This is a genomic window from Bradyrhizobium sp. HKCCYLRH1030, assembly GCF_051168395.1.
Classification (GTDB): Bacteria; Pseudomonadota; Alphaproteobacteria; order Rhizobiales; family Xanthobacteraceae; genus Bradyrhizobium.
Map to the genome: position 1 here is coordinate 399520 of NZ_JBNPUY010000004.1, position 18858 is coordinate 418377.

19 protein-coding genes are annotated in these 18858 nt (G+C 65.3%); 17 read left to right on the plus strand and 2 right to left on the minus strand.

Going from position 1 to position 18858, the window contains the following annotated elements; all coding sequences use genetic code 11:
* The first annotated feature begins 17 nt into the window (after window positions 1-17).
* Window positions 18-1346 (plus strand): phospholipid carrier-dependent glycosyltransferase, encoded by a 1329-nt coding sequence (locus tag ACQR1E_RS14975; protein ID WP_315827015.1) that lies wholly within the window; start codon window positions 18-20, stop codon window positions 1344-1346.
* Window positions 1347-1412: 66 nt separating this feature from the next.
* Here the strand turns inward: ACQR1E_RS14975 and ACQR1E_RS14980 are convergent, their stop codons facing one another.
* The gene (locus tag ACQR1E_RS14980; protein WP_315717358.1) at window positions 1413-2063 is read right to left on the minus strand and encodes an OmpA family protein; all 651 of its coding nucleotides are present in this window, start codon (window positions 2061-2063) and stop codon (window positions 1413-1415) included.
* Window positions 2064-2138: 75 nt separating this feature from the next.
* On the opposite strand from ACQR1E_RS14980, the gene ACQR1E_RS14985 reads away from it, so the two are divergent.
* The 5 genes from ACQR1E_RS14985 to ACQR1E_RS15005 all read left to right on the plus strand — a co-directional run bounded on the left by ACQR1E_RS14985 (window position 2139) and on the right by ACQR1E_RS15005 (window position 5620).
* Window positions 2139-2312 (plus strand): hypothetical protein, encoded by a 174-nt coding sequence (locus ACQR1E_RS14985; RefSeq protein WP_315717356.1) that lies wholly within the window; start codon window positions 2139-2141, stop codon window positions 2310-2312.
* Window positions 2313-2448: 136 nt separating this feature from the next.
* Window positions 2449-2679, plus strand: a complete 231-nt coding sequence (locus ACQR1E_RS14990; protein ID WP_315717355.1) for a hypothetical protein — start codon at window positions 2449-2451, stop codon at window positions 2677-2679.
* A gap of 74 nt (window positions 2680-2753) precedes the next feature.
* Window positions 2754-3926 carry a winged helix-turn-helix domain-containing protein gene (locus ACQR1E_RS14995; RefSeq protein ID WP_434897227.1) on the plus strand — a complete coding sequence of 391 codons (1173 nt, stop codon included), beginning with the start codon at window positions 2754-2756 and terminating at the stop codon, window positions 3924-3926.
* Window positions 3927-4051: 125 nt separating this feature from the next.
* Window positions 4052-4609 (plus strand): TetR/AcrR family transcriptional regulator, encoded by a 558-nt coding sequence (locus ACQR1E_RS15000; protein WP_434897228.1) that lies wholly within the window; start codon window positions 4052-4054, stop codon window positions 4607-4609.
* Window positions 4610-4657: 48 nt separating this feature from the next.
* Window positions 4658-5620: an alpha/beta fold hydrolase gene (locus ACQR1E_RS15005; protein ID WP_316167404.1), complete on the plus strand. Its 963-nt coding sequence runs from the start codon at window positions 4658-4660 to the stop codon at window positions 5618-5620.
* 36 nt (window positions 5621-5656) lie between these two features.
* Here ACQR1E_RS15005 and ACQR1E_RS15010 read toward each other — a convergent pair whose 3' ends face one another.
* Window positions 5657-6091, minus strand: a complete 435-nt coding sequence (locus ACQR1E_RS15010) for a DUF2809 domain-containing protein (RefSeq protein ID WP_316235213.1) — start codon at window positions 6089-6091, stop codon at window positions 5657-5659.
* Window positions 6092-6219: 128 nt separating this feature from the next.
* Here ACQR1E_RS15010 and ACQR1E_RS15015 point away from each other — a divergent pair, with 128 nt between their 5' ends.
* The 11 genes from ACQR1E_RS15015 (at window position 6220) to ACQR1E_RS15065 (ending at window position 18848) form a co-directional block, all read left to right on the plus strand.
* On the plus strand, window positions 6220-7551 hold the full coding sequence (locus tag ACQR1E_RS15015; protein WP_316235214.1) for an MFS transporter: 1332 nt from the start codon (window positions 6220-6222) through the stop codon (window positions 7549-7551).
* A gap of 225 nt (window positions 7552-7776) precedes the next feature.
* Complete coding sequence (locus tag ACQR1E_RS15020) at window positions 7777-8883, plus strand: efflux RND transporter periplasmic adaptor subunit (protein WP_315750370.1); 1107 nt, start codon at window positions 7777-7779, stop codon at window positions 8881-8883.
* A 266-nt stretch (window positions 8884-9149) separates the two neighbouring features.
* On the plus strand, window positions 9150-12290 hold the full coding sequence (locus tag ACQR1E_RS15025; protein ID WP_315827008.1) for an efflux RND transporter permease subunit: 3141 nt from the start codon (window positions 9150-9152) through the stop codon (window positions 12288-12290).
* Window positions 12291-12311: 21 nt separating this feature from the next.
* On the plus strand, window positions 12312-12923 hold the full coding sequence (locus ACQR1E_RS15030; protein WP_315717347.1) for a TetR/AcrR family transcriptional regulator: 612 nt from the start codon (window positions 12312-12314) through the stop codon (window positions 12921-12923).
* Window positions 12924-12988: 65 nt separating this feature from the next.
* The gene (locus ACQR1E_RS15035; protein ID WP_315717346.1) at window positions 12989-13612 is read left to right on the plus strand and encodes a flavin reductase family protein; all 624 of its coding nucleotides are present in this window, start codon (window positions 12989-12991) and stop codon (window positions 13610-13612) included.
* A 46-nt stretch (window positions 13613-13658) separates the two neighbouring features.
* Window positions 13659-14087, plus strand: a complete 429-nt coding sequence (locus tag ACQR1E_RS15040) for an acyl-CoA thioesterase (RefSeq protein WP_315717345.1) — start codon at window positions 13659-13661, stop codon at window positions 14085-14087.
* Between the two features lie 373 nt (window positions 14088-14460).
* Window positions 14461-14733 (plus strand): hypothetical protein, encoded by a 273-nt coding sequence (locus ACQR1E_RS15045; RefSeq protein WP_315750373.1) that lies wholly within the window; start codon window positions 14461-14463, stop codon window positions 14731-14733.
* 160 nt (window positions 14734-14893) lie between these two features.
* A complete protein-coding gene (locus ACQR1E_RS15050) occupies window positions 14894-15085 on the plus strand; it encodes a hypothetical protein (protein WP_315717343.1) in 192 nt (63 codons plus the stop codon).
* Window positions 15086-15228: 143 nt separating this feature from the next.
* Window positions 15229-16062, plus strand: coding sequence for a DeoR/GlpR family DNA-binding transcription regulator (locus ACQR1E_RS15055; RefSeq protein WP_315717342.1), 834 nt, complete (start codon window positions 15229-15231; stop codon window positions 16060-16062).
* A 153-nt stretch (window positions 16063-16215) separates the two neighbouring features.
* The gene (glpD, locus tag ACQR1E_RS15060) at window positions 16216-17769 is read left to right on the plus strand and encodes a glycerol-3-phosphate dehydrogenase (protein WP_434897229.1); all 1554 of its coding nucleotides are present in this window, start codon (window positions 16216-16218) and stop codon (window positions 17767-17769) included.
* The gene (locus tag ACQR1E_RS15065) at window positions 17766-18848 is read left to right on the plus strand and encodes an ABC transporter ATP-binding protein (protein ID WP_315717340.1); all 1083 of its coding nucleotides are present in this window, start codon (window positions 17766-17768) and stop codon (window positions 18846-18848) included. The genes glpD and ACQR1E_RS15065 overlap by 4 nt, the downstream gene beginning before the upstream one ends.
* The last annotated feature ends 10 nt before the right edge of the window (window positions 18849-18858 follow it).

Consider the following 18858-nt stretch of genomic DNA (forward strand, 5'->3'; position numbering starts at 1 on the left):
GTTCAACGCGGAGGCCCATGAAGGTATCTGCTGCTCGCCGCGATGACGACGAAGAGGACGGCGAGGTTGCGCAGGATGGCGCTCTGTCGGTCCGCCGCTGTGTGATGACGGCATTGCTGATCTTCGCGATCGCGCACGTCGTGCTGATGATCGGGCTCGCCTCGCCGCCGAAATTCGTCTTCGACGAGGTGCATTACGTGCCGGCGGCGCGGCAGATGCTGGGACTGGCGCCGGCGACGCCGCAGCTCAACCCGATGCATCCGCCGCTCGCCAAGGAGCTGATTGCGCTGTCGATCAGGACGTTCGGCGATAACGCCTTCGCATGGCGCTATCCCGGTACCGTGCTCGGCGGGCTCGCCGTGGCCGCGATCTATCTATGCGGCCTGGCGCTGTTCGCGGCGCAATGGCCTGCCATTGCGGCGGCGCTGCTCGCGGCCTTCAACCAGATGCTGTTCGTGCAGGCGCGCATCGCGATGCTCGACATCGGCGCGCTCGCCTTCAGCCTGCTCGGGATCGCGGCCTTTCTGTTTTCGTTCCGGCAGCGCCGGCCGCAGGTCGTGTTCGCGCTGGCGGGCGCGCTGTTCGGCCTTGCGATCGCCTGCAAATGGAGCGGGCTGTTTCCGCTGCTGACGGCGCTTCTCATCGTCGGTCTCATCAAGCTGTTGCAGCATTGGCAGACCTCGTTCGGTGATGGCGAGCCGACCGACTGGTATCGGCCCGAGCAATGGCCGCAACTGAGCTGGCCGCAGATCGTGCTGTGCCTCGTCGCGATGCCCACCGTCTGCTATCTCGCGACCTTCGTCCCGCTGCACGGCCTGTCCGTCGTGGGCATCTTCGAGGCGCAGCGGCGCATCTTTGACGACAGCGTCACCACGGCGATCGCCGGCCACACCTATATGAGCGCGTGGCCGACCTGGCCGTTGCTGGTCCGTCCGGTCTGGTTCTTGTTCGACAAGACGAGCGACACCGACATCGCCGCGGTGGTGCTGCTCGGCAATCCGCTGGTGCTGTGGCCGGCGCTTGCGGCGATCGCGATCTGCGTCCGGGATTTCATCGCGACGCGCAGCGCGACGGCGTTCCTGATCCTGGCGTTCTATCTCGGCTGCTATCTGCCCTGGGCGCTGCTGCCGCGCGCGCTGAGCTTCATCTACTACTACCTGCCGTCGGCGACGCTGGCGAGCCTCGCGCTCGTCCATGTGCTGACCCGCTGGCCGCGCTGGGTGCTGTTGAGCTATGTCGCCGTCGCGATCCTGGGCTTCGTCGCGATGCTGCCGGTCAGCGCCGCCTTCATCGGCACGACGATGCAGACCTTCACCCGGTTGATGCTGTTCCAGAGCTGGATCTGAAACCGGACAAAAAGCGCCCCGCCCGCCAGGGACCGTGGGCAGGCGGGGCGATGCGCGGCGGAGCGCTCACTTCGCCGCGGTTTTGGTGTCCATGTTGACGACCTGGACCCGCCGGTTGAGCGGATCGGCCGGGTTGGCCGCGTCCTTGAGCTTGGTCTTGCCATAGCCGACCGTGACGAGGTCCTGGCCGGGGAGGGCGAACTTCTCGACCAGATAGCGTTTGATGGTGTCGGCACGGCGCTCGGAGAGATCCTGGTTGAAGCCGTCGCTGCCGATGCCGTCGGTATGGCCGGCGACCACGAAGGTCGAGCCCTTCAGGTTCGGATCGGACAGCGCCTTGCCGAGCTCCTGCACGGCCGGCATCGAGGCCTTGCTGATCTCGGCCGAGTTGTAGTCGAACTGGATCTCGAGATCGATCTTGGGCTTGGTGGCCGCGATCTCGGCAATCTGCTCGCGCTCGCCGAGCGACAGCGAGCGGGTCTTGCGGTTGCGCATGCTGTCGATGAAGGCCGCTTGCTTCGCCTGCGCTGCCGCGTCGGCCTGCGGAGTCGCCTGCGGTCCGACCGAAATGCCGCGCGTCACGGCCTTCGGCTTCAGCGCGTTGAGGATCTTGTCGGCCGATACGGCCTCGCCGGCGAGCGCGGTGCCTGCACCGATCGCCAGCATGGCGGAGAACGCCGCCGCCTGAACTGCAAAGCGTCCAAAATATGGGGTCATCGTCGTTATCCTCGGGTCGTCATGCCCTATGGCCATTGGATGCGTGAACGATAGAACGGGTTCAAAGCATCAAATGTGATCGACGTCACGTTGCCGGACCGGGCGGCGCTTGAGGGGCGAAGCGAGTGGTCCGCGGGATGCGCCGCGCGCTGCCGCAAAGCGATCGGCAGGTGGCCGGTCCGCGAACAACAAATCGGCCAGATGCGGTTCTACCGGATAGCGCTCGCCGGGAAAAAATCGCAAACCTGAGGGACGCAAACGGCGAGTGGATTCGTAGTCAAAGAAACGCGAACAGAAAAGCAAAGCCGTGTTCAACCCATCGCACAGGCGCGACTATCAGTCCCATCGGGCAAGCAGTCAGGATCAGACGGGATCAGTGGGTTCCATGTCGACGCTGATCGGAGCTGGCATCATTGCGGCATCGATCCTGCTGTCGACGCTGATCACTGCGGTCGGCAACCGCTATGTCGGCCTGGAAAGTCCCTCCGAGGATACGGCCTGGCTGGTCGACCGCCTGACCGGCCGCATCTACAAGTGCCGTGCGCCGGATCCCGGCCGCGCCAGCTGCAAGGCCGAGATCGCCACCGGCAGCATTCCGGACAAGTCCAAGCCTTGAGGTTCCGCTAGGGGATCTCGCCGGCCTGATTTGCCGTTGCGGGAGCGGGGGCGAATCTCGCACCATTGCGCGGCATGCCCGCCGTTTCCACGCCCATCCCGCTCCCCAAGCCGCAGGCGCGCCGCATCTGGCTGCGCGCGCAGCGGCTCGATGCCGAGGCGCCGTTCGGCGCGGGCCCCGAGGCGGTCGCCGCCGCCATTGCCCATCTCGGCTATGTGCAGATCGACACCATCAACGTCATCGAGCGCTGCCATCACCACATCCTGTTCAGCCGCATTCCCGCCTATCGCCGCGCCGATCTCAGGCAGGCGCAGAGCACCGACAAGACCGTCTTCGAATATTGGACCCACGCGCTGTCCTATATTCCGGTGCAGGACTTCCGCTACTTCGTTCCGGCGATGCGCCGCCACCGCCGCGAGGGCCATCGCTGGCTCACGACCGTGAAGCCTGAGGATACGCGCAAGGTCATGCGGCTGATCCGCCAAGGCGGCGCGCTGACGATCCGCGACATCGACGACGACGTTCTGCGCGAGAAGGACCACGCCTGGGCCAGCCGCAAGCCGTCGAAGCGCGCGCTGCAGCTCGGCTTCTACGAGGGCGTGCTGACGGTGTCGGGCCGCGACGGCATGCTCAAGACCTACGACCTCACCACCCGGCATTTCGGCTGGGAACGGCTGCCGAAGGGCGCCAATGATCGCGAGATCGCAACCTATCTGCTCGACCGCGGCTTGCGCGCCCAAGGCGTCGTCAGCCTCGATTCGCTCTGCCATCTCAATGCGCCAAGCAAGGCCGCGGTACGGCGGGTCATCGATGCCAGGGTCCGGCGCGGCGAGCTGCTGCCGGTGACGGCGGAGGGCGCCGGCAAGCAGGAGCACTGGATCACGCCTGCTGCATTGGCAGCGCCGATCGAGATCGATCCGGCGCGCGTGCACATTCTGTCGCCGTTCGATCCGCTGATCATCCAGCGCAAGCGGACGCAGGCGATCTTCGACTATGAGCATCGCTTCGAGGCCTATGTCCCGAAGGACAGGCGCCTGTTCGGCTATTTCGCGCTGCCCGTCCTGGTCGGCGACGAGATCGTCGCCGCGCTCGACCTCAAGACTGACCGCCAGAACGGCAAGCTCCTGATGCAGAAATGGAGCTGGGTCGGCCAGGGCAAGGCCGCGCGTGGCGAGCGGCGCAAGGCGCTGAAGCGGCAGATCGAGGATGAGCTGCACCGGTTCCAGAAGTTTCAGCTTGGAGATTGAGGCCGGGAGCAACGGGTCCGTTTTCGCTTGAATTGGGAATGATTGTTTCCTATTATCCGGCCATGATGAAGTCTCCGAAGGATTCCGTCGAGCGCCGTGGGCCTGGCCGGCCGCGCGAGTTTGACATGGACACCGCCTTGAGCAGGGCGCTGGTGGTCTTCAGCGAGCGCGGCTACCACGCGGCATCGCTGGCCGAGCTACGCGTCGCGATGAAGCTCGCGACGGGAAGTCTCTACAAGGCGTTCCAGGACAAGCGCGCGATCTTCCTCGCGACACTCGATTACTACATCGCGCGGCGTGACCGCCAGGTGCGCGAACGTCTCGATGCGCAGTACAGCGGCCGCGACAAGCTGCGGGCCTTGCTGCAGTTCTATGCCGAGTCCGCCAGTGACAGCGAGGGCCGGCGCGGTTGCATGGTCGTCACCAGCGCGGCGGAGCTCGCCACCTTGGATGCGGAGGCCGCCGCCAAGGTCCGCGGGGCGATGCGCCAGGTTGAGAGCCTGGTGTGCGATCTGATCAAGCTCGGACAATCCGACGGATCGATCCGGCCGAATCTCGACGCGGAAGCCGTGGCTGGCGCTCTTTTCTGTGTAATCCAGGGGCTGCGGGTGGTCGGCAAGACGGGGCGTGCCAAGAGCGAGATGATGAGCGTCGCAAATCAAGCCGCGACCTTGTTCGCGTGACATCGTGCCAAATTAGGAAACATTTGTTCTATAATAAGGAGAATGATCGTGCCCGAGTTGATGAACGCCATCTCTGCCCAAAGTCCGTCGCGCCTGGTCGCGGCTGAGCCGTTCTGTCGCGCCGAGCCCTCGTTGCCGGGATTCACCCACCGCTTCGAGACAGTCGAGGGTGTCAGGCTGCACTATGTCAGCGGTGGCCCGCCGGATGGCGAGGTGGTGGTGCTGCTCGCAGGCTTCCCCGAAAGCTGGTTTGCCTGGCGCAAGGTCATGCCGCTGCTCGGGTCGCGCTATCGGGTCATCGCGCCGGATCTCCCGGGGCAGGGCGACTCGGACCGGCCAGCGGAAGGCTACGACACGCAGGCCCTGGCCACGGCGGTGCATCGCCTGCTGCAGCAGCTCGGCGTCACCAGCTATCATCTGGTGGCCCATGATATCGGCGCGTGGGTGGCCTATCCCTATGCGGCCCTGTTCGAAGCCGAGGTGCGCAGTCTGGCCCTGCTCGATGCAGGAATTCCGGGCGTCACCTTGCCCGAGGCGCTGCCGTTCGCGCCCGACCGCGCGTGGCGCACCTGGCACTTCGCGTTCCACGCCGTCGCGGATCTCCCGGAGATGCTGATCCATGGCCGCGAACGCGACTATCTCGCGTGGTTCCTGCGCCGCAAAGGGGCCGATCCCCAGGCGTTCTCCGAAAGCGATCTCGACGAATACGCCCGCGTGCTGACCAAGGCCGGCGGCTTGCGCGCCGGGCTCGCTTATTATCGTGCCGCCGCACTGTCCGCGCTTCAGAACCGCGAGCTGAAACAAAGGGGCAAGCTGAAGCCGCCGGTGCTGGCCGTCGGTGCCGACCAGGGATCGATCGTGGACATGGCCGCGCCGCTCAGGGAGGTCGCCGATCACGTCGAGGGCATCATCATCTCCGGGTGCGGTCACTACATTCCGGAAGAACAGCCTGCCATCCTGGCGGAGGAGCTGAAGGCCTTCTTCGGCCGCGCCGGCGCGGGGCCGATCTGAGCTGTCGGTTGATATCGCGGCCTGCCGTGGACAGGCCTATGCCGCAGCAGGCCGCGTCGCGCATCGGTCGATCCAGATGCCGATGACGACGCCGACGACATAGGCCGCGATGTTCCACAGCGAGAAGATCCGTCCGAGCAGCAGCGCGCCGGCCAAGGTCAAGCGGAAGCTGTCGAGCCAGGGCGTGTGGATCAGCCTGGAGGCTTCGACGATGGCGGCGATTGCGATCGCGAGCCCGCCAATCAGCCGCCACGACATCAGCGGGAGCAGTGCGACGAGCAGCAGATAGACCATCGTCGCCCAGAGCACCGAGCCGCCATACTTGACGATGAAGGCGGGAAGGCCGAGGCCGAGACCATGGAAGCGCAGGCCGACCCCGAGCGCGATCGCGATCAGCGCCGTCGCGAGCGCACGTGCTGCGCGGCGGCGCCGGTCAGCGCGGGTGAGCATCTCGGGCGACGAGGGCGTCATGCGCGCGCCGCGCCCCCGCGATGCGCCGACGGGCTGTGGGATGTCAGGTTTTCCGATTGACTTGCCACGACCGATGCTCAACACCGCCTTCAACTATCAATGTCCAGAAAGCTCCCGGGAGGAGATCGATGAGTCCGTCCGCCACCACTCCGGCCGCACCTGGCCGCTCCGACATCGAGGCCGCGACCATCCGCGCGATCTCCTGGCGGCTGATTCCCTTTCTGGTGCTGGCCTATTTCTTCTCCTATCTGGATCGCGTCAATCTCGGCTTCGCCGCGCTGACCATGAACGCGGAGCTGAAATTCTCGCCGCTGGTGTTCGCCTGGGGCGCGGGCATCTTCTTCATCGGCTATTTCATCTTCGAGGTGCCGAGCAATCTCGCGCTGGAGAAGTTCGGCGCCAGCCGCTGGATCGCCCGCATCATGGTGACCTGGGGGATCATCTCGGCGCTGATGGCCGTGGTCTCGGGCCCCTGGAGCTTCTACACGCTGCGCTTCCTGCTCGGCGTCGCCGAGGCCGGATTCTTTCCCGGCATCATCCTCTATCTCACTTACTGGTATCCCGCGCAGTATCGTGCGCGCTTCCTCGCCGCCTTCGCGGTTGCCGTGCCGATTTCGACCGTGATCGGCGCGCCCGTCTCCGGCCTGCTGCTCGGCATGCACGGCCTGATGGGGCTGCAGGGCTGGCAGTGGCTGTTCATCATCGAGGGAATTCCGTCCATCATCCTTGGCGTCGTCACCTGGTTCTATTTGACCGACCGGCCGGAGCACGCGACCTGGCTGTCGGCGGAGCAGAAGGCCTGGCTCGCGGCAAGGCTCGAGGCCGAAACGGCGGCGAAGCAGGCCGCCGGACACATGACGCTCGGTGAGGCGCTGTCGTCGCCCAAGGTGATCGTGCTCAGCCTGATCTATTTCGGCTTCGTCGGCGCGCTCTACGGCATGCAGTTCTGGCTGCCGCAGATCGTCAAGGCGTTCGGACTGAGCAATGTGCAGACCGGCTTCGTCACCGCGATCCCCTATGCGTTCGGCACCGTCGCGATGATCCTGTGGGCGCGGCATTCCGATGCGACGCGCGAGCGCGTGATCCATGTCGGCGCGCCGCTGATCCTGATCGCTGTCGCGCTGGCCGCCTCGAGCGTGATCGGCGATCCCACGCTCACCATGGTCGCGCTGACGGTCGCCGCGATCGGCGTGTTCTGCGTCTTCGGCGTGTTCTGGACCTTGCCCACGGCGTGGCTGTCGGGCACGGCAGCGGCCGGCGCCATCGCGCTGATCAACTCGATCGGCAATCTCGCCGGCTTCGGCGGTCCCTATCTGGTCGGCTGGATCAAGGACACCACCGGCTCCACCACCCACGGCCTGCTCGCGCTGTCGGTGTTGCCGCTGATCGCCGGGCTGCTCGTGTTCTTCGGCGGCCATGAGAGCAGGGTCGAATTCGCGGACCAGGCGCCGGCGGAGTGAGTCCCACGTGCATGCTGTGATCGGCATTCGGCTTTCGACCGTTGTCCGGCACGGCCCCGAAAGGACGGCGGGGATGGGCATTGACGCAGTTCAGAGCCTGCCTGCCGCGCCAATGAGCACCTGCGGCAACATGTCCAGATGTTCACGAAGTCATGATCACTGACGAATATTGACAATCGTCACTCAACATTCGACACTTCCTCGCAACTGCAGCGAGGGTGCCCCATGTTGATCCGCCTGATTTTCGCGAGCTATACCAAGCTGTTGACTGGTCTTGCGCTGGCCACCATGGCCGTCGCCCTGGCCGGGTGCAATGAAACCGTCGCCCAGAAAGCCGAGCCGATCCGGCCGGTGCTGGTCGCCCCCGTGCATTACGAGGCCGAGACGCCTGAACGCAGCTTCGTCGGCACCATCAGGCCGCGCATCGAGGCCGATATCGGCTTCCGCGTCGCCGGCAAGGTCGCCAAGCGCCTGGTCGAGGTCGGCCAGACCGTCGATGTCGGCCAGCCGCTCGCCACGCTCGACGAGGTCGACCTGAAGCTCCAGGCCGAGCAGGCCGAAGCCGAATTCCGCGCCGCCACCGGCGTGCTTGCGCAGGCGTCCGCCGCCGAGACCCGAGCCAAGGAGCTGCGGGCCAAGGGCTGGACCACCGATGCTCAGATGGACCAGGCCAGGGCGTCCGCCGACGAGGCGAGGGCACGGCTCAACCGTGCCGAACGCTCGGTCGAGCTGACCCGCAACTCGCTGTCCTACGCGACGCTGGTTGCGGACGCGCGCGGTGTCGTCACTGCGAGCATGATCGAGCCAGGCGTGGTCGTTGCCGCCGGCCAGGCGGCGATCCGTGTCGCGCGTTTCGCAGAGAAGGAGGCGGTGGTCGCGATCCCGGAGACCCTGCTCGAACGCGCCAAGACCGGCAGCGCCTACGTCACGCTGTGGTCGGAAGCCGACAAGAAATATGCGGCGAAGCTGCGCGAGATCGCGCCCACCGCCGATTCCGCGACGCGCACCTATCTCGCCAAGTTCTCGCTGCCGGACGCCGGCGAAGCCGTCTCGCTCGGTATGACCGCGACCTTGACGCTCGCCGATCCCGCCACCACGCGCGTCGCGCGGCTGCCGCTGTCGGCGCTGTTCAGCGAGGGCCGCGATCCGTCGCTCTATGTCGTCAACGACAAGGGCGAGGTGACGCTGAAGCCGGTGAAGGTGAAGGCCTATGACAGCAAGGATGTGCTCGTCACGTCAGGCGTCGACGAGGGCGACAAGGTCGTGGCGCTCGGCGTGCAGAAGATCGATCCCGCCCAGAAGGTGCGGGTCGTGTCAGCGCTGACGTTCTAGTTCTCCTGTCGTTCCGGGCGCACGCAGTGCGAACCCGGAACCTCGAGATTCCGGGTTCGATGCTTCGCATCGCCCCGGAATGACGAAAGTAATGGTTGTCATTGCGAGGAGCGAAGCGACGAAGCAATCCAGACTGTTTCCACGGAAGGATTCCTGGATTGCTTCCACCGTCGCCCTTCGGGCTCTGGCGGACAAGTCGCTTCGCTCGCAATGACGATCACTGAGAATGGCCTGGAATAGCGATATCGGATCATCGGAGAGCACCCATGAAGCGGTTCAACCTGTCGGCCTGGGCGGTCAATCATCCGCCGCTGGTGCTGTTCCTGATCATCGCGCTCGGCGTCGCCGGCTTCTTCTCCTATCAGAAGCTCGGCCGTGCCGAAGATCCGTTCTTCACCGTCAAGGTCGTCAACGTCTCGGTGATGTGGCCGGGCGCGACGGCGGCCGAGATGCAGAGCCAGGTCGCCGACCCCATCGAGAAGAAGCTGCAGGAGCTGCCTTACTTCGAGAAGGTGCAGACCTATTCGAAGCCGGCCTTCACCGCGATGCAGGTGACCTTCCGCGATTCGACGCCGCCGGCAGAGGTGCCGCATCTGTTCTACCTGATCCGCAAGAAGCTCGACGACGTGCAGTCGTCGCTGCCGTCGGGCATCGTCGGGCCGTTCGTCAATGACGAGTTCTCCGACGTCGATTCCATCTTGTTCATGATGACCGGCGACGGCGCCGATTATGCGCAATTGAAGAAGACCGCCGAAGGCCTGCGCCAGCGCCTGCTCAAGGTCACCGGCGTCACCAAGGTCAATCTCTACGGCACCCAGGACGAGCGCATCTATGTCGAGTTCAGCCATGCCAAGCTCGCCACGCTCGGCATCACACCGCAGGCCCTGTTCGATTCGTTGGCCAAGCAGAACAATGTGACCCCGGCCGGCACGGTCGAGACCTCGTCGCAGCGCGTGCCGCTGCGCGTCACCGGCGCGCTCGACGGCGCCAAGGCGGTGGCGGAGACGCCGGTCGAAAGCAACGGACGCGTGTTCCGGCTCGGCGACATCGCGACCGTCACCCACGGCTACGTCGATCCGCCGAGCTTCAAGGTGCGGCAGGAGGGCAAGCCCGCGCTCGGCATCGGCGTGGTCACGGCCAAGGAGGCCAACATCCTGGAGCTCGGCAAGGAGGTGCACGCCGCCGCCGCCGATTTCATGAAGGCCGTGCCGCAGGGCATCGAGATCGAGCAGATCGCAGACCAGCCCAAGGTGGTCGAGCACGCCGTCAGCGAGTTCGTGCACTCGTTCGTCGAGGCGCTGGTGATCGTGCTGTTCGTGTCGTTCCTGGCGCTGGGATGGCGCACCGGCATCGTGGTGGCGCTGTCGGTGCCGCTGGTGCTCGGACTCGTCTTCATCGTCATGAACATCATGGGGCTCAACCTGCACCGCATCTCGCTCGGCGCCCTGATCATCGCGCTCGGCCTGCTGGTCGACGATGCCATCATCGCGGTCGAGATGATGGTGGTGAAGATGGAGCAGGGCTGGGACCGGATGCGCGCCGCGTCGTTTGCCTGGGAATCCACCGCATTCCCGATGCTGACCGGCACCCTGGTCACGGCCGCCGGCTTCCTGCCGATCGGCTTTGCCAATTCGGCGGTCGGCGAATATGCCGGCAGCATCTTCTGGATCGTCGCCATCGCGCTGGTCGCGTCGTGGTTCGTCGCGGTGATCTTCACGCCCTATATCGGCGTCAAGCTGCTGCCCGACATCAAGGTTCATCACGACCATGATGAGCACGCGATCTACGATACGCGCATGTATCGCGGCCTGCGCCGCGTGATCCGCTGGTGCGTCGATCACCGCATCACCACAGTCGCTGCGACGGTCGGCGTGTTCGCGGCATCGATCGTGGCCTTCGGCCACGTCCAGCAGCAGTTCTTCCCGCTGTCGGAACGCCCCGAGCTGTTCCTGCAGTTGCGGCTGCCGGAGGGCACCGCATTCGGTGTCACCGAGAAGGCTGCCAAATCAGCAGAGAAGCTGCTCAAGGACGACAAGGACATCGAGACCTACACCGCCTATGTCGGGCAGGGCTCGCCGCGGTTCTGGCTCGGCCTCAACCCGCAACTTCCGAACGAGGCCTTCGCCGAGATCGTGATCGTCGCCAAGGACGTCGCCGCGCGCGAGCGCATCAAGGCCAAGATCGAGACCGCGGCTGCGAATGGCGAGCTGAACGAAGCGCGCGTCCGCGTCGATCGCTTCAATTTCGGTCCGCCGGTCGGCTTCCCCGTCCAGTTCCGCGTCATTGGCCCGGATGCGGCGAAGGTGCGCGAGATCGCCCATCAGGTGCGCGACGTCATGCGCCAGAATCCGAATGTCAGGGATCCGCAGCTCGACTGGAACGAGCAGTCGCCCTACCTCAAGCTGGTCGTCGACCAGGATCGTGCCCGCGCGCTCGGCCTGACCCCGCAGGACGTGTCGCAGTCGCTGGCGATGCTGATCTCCGGCGTGCAGGTCACGACCATCCGTGACGGCATCGAGAAGGTCGGCGTCGTCGCCCGTGCGGCGCCGTCCGAACGGCTGGATCTCGCCCATGTCGGCGACCTCACCATCACCTCGAAGAACGGCGTGGCCGTGCCGCTGCAGCAGATCGCCAAGATCGAGTATTCCCACGAGGAGCCGATCCTGTGGCGTCGCAACCGCGACATGGCGATCACGGTGCGCGCCGACGTGGCGGATGGCGTCCAGGCGCCGGATGTCACCAACCAGATCTCGCCGAAGCTGCAGGATATCCGCAACCACCTCGCGCCCGCCTACCGGATCGAGGCCGGCGGCGCGTTCGAGGAATCCGCCAAGGGCAATGCCTCGATCTTCGTGCTGTTTCCGCTGATGGTCATCGTGATGCTGACCCTGCTGATGATCCAGCTGCAGAGCTTCTCACGGCTGATCCTGGTGTTCCTGACCGCGCCGCTCGGCATCGTCGGCGCCTCGCTCGGGCTCAATGTCGCCAACGCGCCGTTCGGCTTCGTGGCGCTGCTCGGCCTGATCGCGCTCGCCGGCATGATCATGCGCAACGCGGTGATCCTGGTCGATCAGATCGAGACCGACGTTGCCCATGGCCTGACCCGCAAGGAGGCGATCATCGAGGCCACGGTGCGCCGTGCCCGCCCCGTGGTGCTGACCGCGCTCGCCGCGATCCTCGCCATGATCCCGCTGTCGCGCTCGGCGTTCTGGGGCCCGATGGCGATCACCATCATGGGCGGGTTGTTCGTTGCAACCTTCCTGACGCTGCTGTACTTGCCTGGATTGTATGCCCTATGGTTCCGCAAGAGTCTGGACGAGCGCGGAGCGAAAGACGCGGATCATTCCGCAGCGCAGCACACTGACGTGCCGAGGCCCGCGCTTCCTCTGGCCGAGGCCGCCGAATGAAGGACCAACAAGATCGCAGGCATGATGACCCTGGTTTCCGACCATATCGAATCCGATACGCACGAGCGCATTCTCGTCGTTGCTGAGCGCCTGTTTCGACAGATCGGCTACCAGAAGACGACCGTCGCCGACATCGCCAAGGAGCTCCGTATGAGCCCGGCGAATGTCTACCGGTTCTTCGACTCCAAGAAGGCGATCCACCGGGGGGTCGCCCACACGCTGATGGCCCAGGTCGAGGCGGCCGCCATCATGATCGCGGAGCGGCCCGGCCCGGCGGCGCCGCGGCTGCGCGAGCTGCTCGGCACGATCCATCGCATGAACACCGAGCGCTATGTCGGCGACAGCAAGCTGCACGAGATGGTCGCGGTGGCGATGGAGGAGAGCTGGGACGTCTGCGAGGCGCACATGCTGCTGATCACCGAGATCATCGGCCGGGTGATCGGGCAGGGCGCGGCGTCCGGCGAATTCGCGGTCACCGATCTGCCGCTGGCGGCAAAATGTGCGACGACCGCGATGATGCGCTTCTTCCATCCGCAGATGATCGCGCAATGCGCGACCAAGCCGGGCCCGACGATCGACGAGATGATCGATTTCGTGCTGTCAGGCCTTGGTTCCAGGCGCGCTGCAAGCTAAGTTCGCCGTCATTCGAGCGAAGCTTCGTCGCTTGCGCTCCCCGCAATGACGGAAGGGACGACGGCGTGACCGAACGGGATCTGCATTTCTACGAACCGAAGAACGGCCACGGCCTGCGCCACGATCCCTTCAACGCCATCGTCGCGCCGCGTCCGATCGGCTGGATCTCGTCGCGTGATCCGGACGGTCACGTCAACCTTGCGCCGTACAGCTTTTTCAACGCCTTCAACTACACGCCGCCGATCATCGGCTTCTCCTCGACGCAGTGGAAGGACTCGGTCGCCAACATCCAGGACACCGGCGAGTTCGTCTGGAACCTGGTGACGCGCGGCCTGGCGACGCAGATGAATGCGACCGCCGCGCATGTCGCGCGCGAGGTCGACGAGTTCAAGCTTGCGGGCGTGACGCCGGTAGCTTGCAAGTTCGTCAACGTGCCGCGCGTCGGCGAAAGCCCTGTCGCGTTCGAGTGCAAGGTGACGCAGATCATCCAGCTGCAGGGCGCCGACGGTGCCAAGGCGCAGGCCTGGCTGACGCTCGGCGAGGTGGTCGGCGTGCATATCGACAAGACGCTGATCAAGGATGGCGTCTACCAGACGGCGCTGGCGCATCCGATCGTCCGTGCCGGGCGTCGCGGCGACTATTTCGAGATCATGCAGGAGGCGATGTTCGAAATGGCGAGGCCGGACTGACGGACTTGCGCCTCTTGAACGCTGCTGCAATTGGAGACCACCCGACGTGACCGAAGCGACCGTCCATGCCGCGCTGTCCGCGCCGACCGAGCCCCGCGGCGATCTCTGCATCCGCACCCTGGCGATGCCGGCCGACACCAATGCCAATGGCGACATCTTCGGCGGCTGGCTGCTCAGCCAGATGGACGTCGGCGGCGGCGTGTACGCCGCCAAGGTCGCGAAGTCGCGCACGGTGACGGTCGCGATCGAGGCGATGAACTTCCGCAAGGCGGTGTATGTCGGCGATCTCGTTTCGGTCTATGCGCATCTCGTCCGCGTCGGCCGCACCTCGATGACGGTGCGTCTCGAAGCCTGGGTGCTGCGCCGGAAGGAGGAGCAGCCGATCCTCGTCACCGACGGCAACTTCACCTACGTGTCGATCGACGACGATGGCCGGCCGCAGCCGATCAGGCGCGACGGCTCCGTCACAGCCTGATCACATTCGCGGTCTGTCGGCGCAAGTAACCTCTGTTAATCCGCCGCATATGTCGCTCGCTCGGCATAAGGAACCGCGATCCGGCGATACGCGTTTGTTTGGGTCGGGCGGGACGGAGACGCGAAGGCCGAGCATGCGCGCTCGGCGTCTGCCGCGATCACTCTCGCGCGAGATGCGCCTTGTCCACAGGGCGAGCGTCTTTACGATAATTGCAAGTTCTGGTTGCTTGGCTGCGCGTTGCCGCGTCTCTGCCGTATTGCGTGCTTCGAGTGACACATTCGGACGAGCAGCGCTGACGGCAGTTCGTTTTCGATCCACAAGGCAAAAAATGCCAGCCGGAAAAAATTGCCGGCACAGAGGAAACGGCGGGGGCGTGTTGCGCGAACAGGGTGGGAGGAAGTCCATGTCGGACGTTGACGAGAAACTGACCTTGCAGGTCCTGAAGAAGCTGCAGCAGCGGCTTCTCCACGCCGAGCGCAGGATTTGCGTCTACGAGAATCAGCTCAGCGCGTTTCGTGAACATCACGTCGAGGTGTTGAGGGATCTGCGCACGATCTATCAGTTGCTTGGTCAGCATCAACACCGTCTCGGCGGAGCCGATGCGTCGCTGCGCAAGGTGACGCTCGTGCCGGATGATCCGCACTGATTCGGCAAGGGGTCACGGCGTGAGTGCGTGCAGCGCAGCCAACATAACATCCACACAATTTCCTGTTGGCATTCACATCGGAATAGCCGGTGGCTCCCTGCACGGAACATTCGTCATGGAGCTCGGTTATACGCCCCGGAATGAACGACGGGATTGCGCAATGTCCGACACCTACATCATCGAGGTCAGCTCCCAGGCGGCGGGGATCGTCGTCCGCGACCGCGGCGGCTTCCGCTTCTTCGCGGCGTCCCATCGCTTCAATGCCCTCGAGGGCCAGGTGTTTCGCAATGCCCGCGAAGCCGAACGCGCCGCGATTCGGCTCGTGACCGGCGAGCTGAGCGCAGCCGCCTGAGCAGACGGGCGCACACGGCGGACGTCAGCCGGACCAGACCGCCGCGACGTTTCAGGCGATTGCTGCGATGCGCCCAATGCTTGCCGATTGACGCTTGACTCGATCAGCATCACCATGGTGCAGCTTGTCCCCGAAAGCTTGCCATGGCCGTCCTCTCTCAACGCCAGACCGACATCCTCAACATCGCGCGCGCCTCCGGCCGCGTCATGGTGGAGGATCTCGCGCGCCGCTTCGAAGTCTCGGCCCAGACCATCCGCAAGGACCTCAACGATCTGTGCGAGCAGCGCGCGCTGACGCGCATCCATGGCGGGGCCATCATCGCCTCCGGGGTCGAGAATCTCGCCTACGAGGCGCGGCGCTTCGTCGCTGCCGAGGAGAAGAAGGCGATCGGTGCGGTCGCAGCCGCGCGGATTCCGAACGGCTCCTCGCTGTTCATCAATATCGGCACCACGACGGAGGAGGTGGCGAGCGCGCTGTCGTCGCACCAGGACCTGCTCGTCATCACCAACAATCTCAACGTCGCGATGCTGCTCTATCCGCATCCGCGCATCGAGGTGATCGTGGCCGGCGGCACGGTGCGGCGCTCAGACGGCGGCGTGATCGGATCGACCGCGACGCAGCTGATCGGCCAGTTCAAGGTCGACTATGCGATCATCGGCGCATCCGCGATCGACGAGGAAGGCGCGCTGCTCGACTTCGACTATCGCGAGGTCCAGGTGGCGCAGGCGATCATCGCCAATGCCCGCAGCGTGATGCTGGTGGCCGATTCCACCAAGCTCCACCGCAGCGCGCCGGTGCGCATCGCCCATCTCAGCCAGATCCAGACCTTCGTCACCGACCGGCCGCTGCCGGACGGACTGGCCAGCCTCTGCCATAGCCGCGGCATCGAGGTGGTCTCGGCGATGTCCGCCGACGAGGCCGACGACGCCGTAGAGGCAACCGAAACGGCGGGGTCCGCCGTGCTCCGCCGCGCCTGACTTTCCGCCACTCTTGCAGGCTCCTTGATCCCGGTTTGGGCAGGTTTTGCCCAACCGCGGCCCAACATGCGAATTTCGATTTGCTTTCACTTTCGTTTGTGTTTAACTCGAAACTGAAAGTGAAATCGCCGCAGTCAAGGCGATTGCCGGGGGATGCGTCTGTTGGAGCGGATCTACGACCTCGCCATTATCGGAGGCGGCGTGAACGGTTGCGGCATCGCGCGCGATGCCGCCGGACGCGGAAATTCCGTTTTCCTTTGTGAAATGAATGATCTGGCGAGCGGAACCTCGTCCTGGTCGACCAAGCTCGTGCATGGCGGCCTGCGCTATCTCGAATATTACGAGTTCCGGCTGGTCCGCGAGGCGCTGATCGAGCGCGAAGTCCTGTGGCAGATCGCGCCCCACATCATCCGTCCGCTGCGCTTCGTGCTGCCGCATCATTCGGGGCTGCGCCCGGCCTGGCTGCTGCGCCTCGGCCTGTTCCTCTATGACCATCTCGGCGGCCGCAAGCTGCTGCCGCCGACGCGGTCGGTGAACCTGCGCAGCGACGAGGTCGGCCGCCCCTTGATCCCCGGGCGCTACAGCAAGGGCTTCGAATATTCCGACTGCTTCGTCGACGATGCGCGTCTGGTCGTGCTGACCGCGCGGGATGCTGCCGATCGCGGCGCCGTCATCCGCACCCGCACGCGTGCGACCGAGATCCGTCAGGATGGCGGCCATTGGCTGGTCACGACCGATAACACGCAGACCGGCGAGCGCGAGACCATCAAGGCGCGCGCGCTGGTCAATGCCGCCGGTCCCTGGGTCGAGCAGGTGCTGGCGACCGGCGCCGGCGTCAATGCCAAGGCCAAGGTGCGGCTGGTGCAGGGCTCGCACATCGTGGTGCGCAAGCTCTACGATCACGATCGCGCCTACATCTTCCAGAACGCCGACGGCCGTATCATCTTCGCCATTCCCTATCAGCAGGATTTCACGCTGATCGGCACCACCGATCGCGACTATCAGGGTGATCCGGCCAAGGTGAAGGCGACCGACGAGGAGATCGCCTATCTCTGCGCCGCGCTCGGGGAATATCTCGCCAAGCCGGTGACGCCGGCCGACGTTGTGTGGAGCTATTCCGGCGTGCGGCCACTCTATGACGACGGCGCCAGCGAGGCCAAGGCGGCGACCCGCGACTACGTGTTCGAGCTCGATACGCCCGGCGGCTTGCCGCTGCTGTCGATCTATGGCGGCAAGATCACCACCTACCGGCGCCTGTCGGAAGAGGCGCTGGAGCGTCTCGCGCCCTATGTGAAAGGGGGCAAGGCGGAGGAGGGATGGACCGGCAAGGCGTCGCTGCCCGGCGGCGACATGAAGGTTTCGGCCGTCGGGCCGTTGATTGCGGATCTCCGCAAGACCTATCCGTTCCTGTCGGATGCACATGCGAAGCGGATCGCCCATGCCTATGGCACGCGGGCTGCGGCCATGCTCGCCGGTGCGACATCTTTGGCCGATCTCGGCCAGGATTTCGGTGGCACCTTGACGGAGCGTGAAGTCAGGTACCTGATGACGAACGAGTGGGCGTTGACGGCCGAGGACATCGTGTGGCGGCGATCGAAGCTGGGGTTGCGGATGTCGGCGGCTGAGATCGCCGCGCTCGATGCGTGGATCACAGCCAATCGCGAGCGCTCCGCCGTGCCGGCGCGTGAGGCGGGAGGGCGCGCATGAGCGTGACGCTCGATCACGTCTCCCGAATTGTCGACGGCGTGACCACCATTCGCGACGTCTCGCTGACGTTGCAGCGCGGTACGCTGAGCGTGCTGCTCGGGCCGACGCTGTCCGGCAAGACCTCGATCATGCGGCTGCTCGCCGGCCTCGACCGGCCGACCACGGGGCGGGTGCTGGTCGACGGCAAGGACGTCACCGGCGCCGACGTGCGGCAGCGCTCGGTCGCGATGGTCTATCAGCAGTTCATCAACTATCCCTCGCTCTCGGTCTATGAGAACATCGCTTCGCCGTTGCGCGTGCAAGGCAAGTCGCGCCAGGAGATCGAGAAGCGCGTGGCGGAAGCAGCCCGGCTGCTCCGGCTCGAGCCCTATCTGAAGCGTACGCCGCTGCAGCTCTCCGGCGGCCAGCAGCAGCGCACCGCGATCGCGCGCGCCCTGGTGAAGGGTGCGGACCTCGTGCTGCTGGACGAGCCGCTCGCCAATCTCGACTACAAGCTGCGCGAGGAGCTGCGCACCGAGCTGCCGCGCATCTTCGAGGCATCCGGCGCAATCTTCGTCTACGCCACCACCGAGCCGTCGGAGGCGCTGCTGCTCGGCGGCCGCACCATCTGCATGTGGGAAGGGCAGGCGCTGCAGGCCGGCGATACTGCGGCCGTGTATCGCCGACCCGACACCTTGCGTGTCGGCCAGGTGTTCTCGGATCCGCCGATGAATACGGTCGAGATCCAGAAGCGCGGCGAGAGCGTGGAGTACGCCGGCGGGGTCAAGGCGCCGGCGGTAGGCCTCTATGCTGATCTGCCCGATGGCGCCTATCGCGTGGGCTTCCGCCCGCATCAGCTCGGGCTTGGCAAAGGCGATGGCAGCCACGGCCGCCATGCCTTTCCTGCGATCGTCTCGGTCACCGAGATCACGGGATCGGAGAGCTTCGTGCATCTGACGCGCGACGGCATGAACTGGGTCTCCGTGCTGCACGGCGTCCATGAATACGAGCCCGGCGAGATCCTCGACGCGGTGCTCGATCCGTCCAATGTGTTCGTGTTCGACGCCGGCGACCGCCTGGTCGCCGCGCCGGCGATCTGAGGGAGATGCC